Consider the following 3,992-nt stretch of genomic DNA (forward strand, 5'->3'; position numbering starts at 1 on the left):
GGCACGATGGCTTTGATCGGCTTGTTGGGGTAGGCCTGGGCCAGTGCCTGAGAAGCCACAAGGCCGAGGCCCAGAGCGGCAGACAACAAAGTGGCGATGCGCAAACGTTTCATGGGGTCTCCATTGGTTAAGAAAATCATTCAATCACAAATGACAGCAGGTGCGCACTCAGGCATTTCCCGTGGGCGTCCAAGGCCAGTGAACGGGTCACGCCACCGCCCAGCGCGTTGTGCATGACAAAGTTGAGTGCGCCCAATTGGGGCAGGGCGTAGCGTTCCACCGGGCCGTGCACCGTGCCCGCAAAGTGGGCTTGCACGCGTTCGGCGCTCAGGTGTTGTTCCAGCAAGGCAAAGTCTTTTGGGTCGTAAGCAATCACCGATAAGGTGGACCGGTTGCCTTTGTCGCCGGTGCGGGTGTGGGCGATGTCGCGCAGCAGCATGTCAGTGTCCTTAGGCGTTGAGCAGCACGGTGCTGGTGTGCACAGATTCGCGGGGCATGAGCACGGCCGCTGCCGCAATCACTTCGCGCACCGAACGGGAGGCCCCGCCGCCAGCGGCTGGGCCGTTGGTGTAAAGCGCTTCGACTTCTTGGGCCACATGTTGTGCCTGATGCAAGCTGGGCACGCGCAGGGCCACGCGGGCGCGCACTTCGGCGGGTTCTTGCCTGCCAGCGGGTGAGGCGCTTGGCCCGAAGATGGCGTTCACGCCGATCAGGTCGTAACGGCTTTCAAAGTCGGCGAAACCTGCCAAGGCCAGGCGCTCGCGCACCACATCCAGCGCCAATTGGCCCCGTGCCTGCGCGCCGGGTCCGGCGTAGCTCATCTGGCCTTCGCCGATGAAGCCGTCGCGGTAACCCAGGGTGACCTTGAGCGTGTCGGTGCGCGGGTGGCCTTGGCCGCCTGTGGCTTGCACGCGGTCGGGCCCCAACTGCGTCAAGACCACCTGAGAAAAATCGGCCACCACATCGGGCTGCAGGTAGCCAGCCGGGTTTTCGATCTCATACAGCAGTTGCTCGGTGCAGGTGGCCACCGTGACGCAGCCGCCTGAGCCAGCCACTTTGGTGATGACGGCATCTCCCGAAGCGCTCACTTCGGCCAGCGGAAAACCCAGGCGCGCAAGATCGGGCACGTCTTTGTGGCCAGGGTCGGCAAAGTAGCCACCGGTGATTTGTCCGGCGCATTCCAGCAAATGCCCGACCAGCACACCTTTGCCCATCCGCGTCCAATCGTCAGCGGCCCAGCCAAAGTGGTGCACCAAGGGGGCCAAAAACAGCGCCGGGTCGGCCACGCGGCCGGTGATGATGACTTGCGCATCGGTTTGCAAGGCGGGCAGCAAGGCCTCAGCCCCCAAATAGGCGTTGGCCGAGATCAGCTGCGCTTGCAGATCGCCAAGAGTTTGTGTGGATTCGAGCACGGGCAAAGCCAAGCCGGTTTGCGTCAAAGTGGCCAGCACATCGTCACCCAGCACCACTGCCACTTTGACTTGCGGCAAGCCCAGTTCACGGGCCACGGCCAGCACTGCGTGCCCGGCTTGCAGCGGGTTGGCCGCGCCCATGTTGCTGATGATGCGGGTGCCTTGGCGAATGCAAGTGGGCAGGACGGCCCGCATGCGCGCTTGCAGCAGGGCGTCAAAGCCTGCGGCCGGGTCTTTGGATCGTTCAAGCTGCGCCAAGGCAATCGTGCGCTCGGCCAGGCACTCGAAGACGAGATAGTCCAGCTGGCCTTTTTCTGCCAGCTCCAATGCAGGCGGAATGCGGTCGCCCGCGTAACCGGCACCTGCTCCAATTCTTAGCGTTATGTTGTCCATTCGCCAAGCTTAAGTCCAAGCGCGCGCGTTGTCAGTCACCCAGGAAAGGCTCAGTACAACACAGCCACAGGCACTCGTCCCACGGTAGGCAAGCCCGCTTGGGTCCATGCCGTGAAACCGCCTCGGTACCAGATGACCTGGGTGTGGCCCATTTGGCGTGCTCGCATGGCCGCATTCACCGACAGCCAGCTTTCCGAGTTGCCGCAGTAAAAAACCACCGGTTTGTTCGGGTCGGGGGCGGCTGCTCGCAGCATCTGGCCAAAGCGCTCTGCATAGGGCTGCTCCAACTTGTCATCCTCGAAAGCCAGGCCGCTATTGATGAAACTGAGTGCACCGGGAATCACAGGTCCAAAGCTGGCCGCATCGATGACCACTGGGCGTTCGGCTTGCCGGAGGGCTTGGGCCAAGGTCGCGGTATCCCAGCGTTGAATGCCATCCAATGCTTTTGGGGTCATGCCCGTGAGTGCTTGTCCCCAACGCAATTTGGATGGCGTTCTTGCGCCCGGTTCATCGCGTTCTGCCACGATGCGTTCGGGCGAAGGTGTTGGCAACTGGCCCAACATGGCAGCAGCATGGGTGCTTGCCTCGTCGTAAAGCGGCAGTACCTCGTGCTCGTTGACAGAAATAAGTCGGCAGAGTTTGGGGTTGTTCTTGGCGTGATTGCAGTTGTAAAGCGCTCCCAATATGGCCAGCCCTGGGTCATCCACACCCCAGCGCACACCGTAACCCGTTTTGCCCCAGCCAATCGCCATGGCTTTGTTGTGGTTGGCGCTCAGATAGTTGTTGAAGGTGCGTTGTCCAATGGTCTTGCACAGCAACTGGCCTTTGCACAGTCCCTCAATCAGGGTATCGGCACGGTCCTGTAAATCCACCATGGGCGCACCCAATGACTTGCCAAAAAAGCCGAGCTGCACCTTCATGCTGTCAGGCAATTGCAGCGGCAAGGTCTCGGTTTGTGTCACCACACCCAAGCTGAAGGCGTCTTTGCCGATGTGTTGTTGGCATTGATCGAATGGTGTTTGACCGGTGGGGCAGAACCAGGGTGTGCGGTCTTTTTCTTGCGTGCGTTGGAGTTCGCGAACCCTTAAAAATCCAGAAGCCTCCTTGATGTCGTACAAGGCCTGGTTGATGACCTCGGCATCAAACTTGTCGCCCATTTGCTGCTTGTACAAGGCGTACATCTGGGGCATGAAGCTGGGATCGACGCGTTTGGTTTCCCGGTCGTGTGCACCGTGAATGCCGACCATGGTCACTCTTGGTAAGCTCCCGGAGCCAAAGGCGCGCACTTGTCCAGCCATGAAGATCAGGGAGCATGCTGACATGCAATAACCCGAAGCCACGGTGGTGATCTTGGCGTCACGCACAATCCGCGCCACTTGCATGCCTGTCCAGAGGTCACCCCCAGGCCCATTGACCAAAATCAGCCGCTCAATGTCACCTTTGGCGAAGGCCTCCTTGAACTGCAAAAAGTCCTGATCAACTGTGGGCCCTGTCGCGAAAAGGTCGTTGCCCACGCGCTCCAGGGTCATGGCATGTAAATTGGCGCAATGCCAAAGCGACAGACAAAAAACAAAAGCTTTGAAAACACGGTTCATGGTGACCTCGCACAACAGTAGACAAGCCGACTGCGATTTTTGCATCAATAAATAGTTTTTTGTATTCAATTTTAATTGGGGTCAGATCCCAATTAAACTGGCGTTTTCTTCCGGGAGTTCCCCATGGCCCGCCAGCCCCGCCTCACCGTTGCCGCTTACCCGCACCACGTCATTCAGCGCGGCAATGACCGCCAGGACATCGTGCGCGACGATGCGGACCGTGAGCGTTTGCTGGCGTTGTGGCAAGAGCATGCGCAAACTTTCAAGGTGGCCATCCATGCTTACGTGATCATGGACAACCACTTTCATTTGCTGCTCACGCCTGAAACAGACGATGGCCTGCCGCAGATGATGCAGGCGGTGGGGCGGGCCTATGTGCGCTATTTCAATTTGCGGCATCAACGCACCGGCACCTTATGGGAAGGGCGCTACCGCAGCAACTTGATTGAGAGTGAGCGCTATCTTTTGGCGTGCATGGTTTACATCGACCTGAACCCGGTGCGGGCGGGCATGGTTGGGCAGGCTGCCGACTTCAAATGGTCCAGTCACAGGCACTGTATTGGGCAGTTGAGCGACAAATGGGTGACGCCGC

4 protein-coding genes are annotated in these 3,992 nt (G+C 59.5%); 1 reads left to right on the top strand and 3 read right to left on the bottom strand.

Features of this window, described 5'->3' with window-relative positions; all coding sequences use genetic code 11:
* Positions 1 to 136: 136 nt before the first annotated feature.
* From ACIQ47_RS15075 to ACIQ47_RS15085, 3 genes are read right to left on the bottom strand one after another with little or no spacing between them, the layout of a single operon-like run.
* Positions 137 to 439 (bottom strand): hypothetical protein, encoded by a 303-nt coding sequence (locus ACIQ47_RS15075; RefSeq protein WP_296292872.1) that lies wholly within the window; start codon positions 437 to 439, stop codon positions 137 to 139.
* Positions 440 to 449: 10 nt separating this feature from the next.
* Entirely contained in the window at positions 450 to 1,805 is a 1,356-nt protein-coding gene (locus tag ACIQ47_RS15080; protein WP_396438871.1) for an acyclic terpene utilization AtuA family protein, read from the bottom strand.
* Between the two features lie 50 nt (positions 1,806 to 1,855).
* Positions 1,856 to 3,400, bottom strand: a complete 1,545-nt coding sequence (locus tag ACIQ47_RS15085; protein WP_396438872.1) for a rhodanese-like domain-containing protein — start codon at positions 3,398 to 3,400, stop codon at positions 1,856 to 1,858.
* A gap of 123 nt (positions 3,401 to 3,523) precedes the next feature.
* On the opposite strand from ACIQ47_RS15085, the gene ACIQ47_RS15090 reads away from it, so the two are divergent.
* Positions 3,524 to 3,992 (top strand): transposase (locus ACIQ47_RS15090; RefSeq protein ID WP_396438873.1); only part of this gene is annotated, 469 nt, incomplete at its 3' end.

It is taken from the genome of Limnohabitans sp. (assembly GCF_044373035.1).
GTDB lineage: Bacteria > Pseudomonadota > Gammaproteobacteria > Burkholderiales > Burkholderiaceae_C > Limnohabitans_A.

Excerpts from the sequence above, each read along its gene's own strand:
- ACIQ47_RS15085 (WP_396438872.1), bottom strand. The coding sequence starts at position 3,400 with ATGAACCGTGTTTTCAAAGCTTTTGTTTTTTGTCTGTCGCTTTGGCAT.
- ACIQ47_RS15080 (WP_396438871.1), bottom strand. The coding sequence starts at position 1,805 with ATGGACAACATAACGCTAAGAATTGGAGCAGGTGCCGGTTACGCGGGC.
- ACIQ47_RS15075 (WP_296292872.1), bottom strand. The coding sequence starts at position 439 with ATGCTGCTGCGCGACATCGCCCACACCCGCACCGGCGACAAAGGCAAC.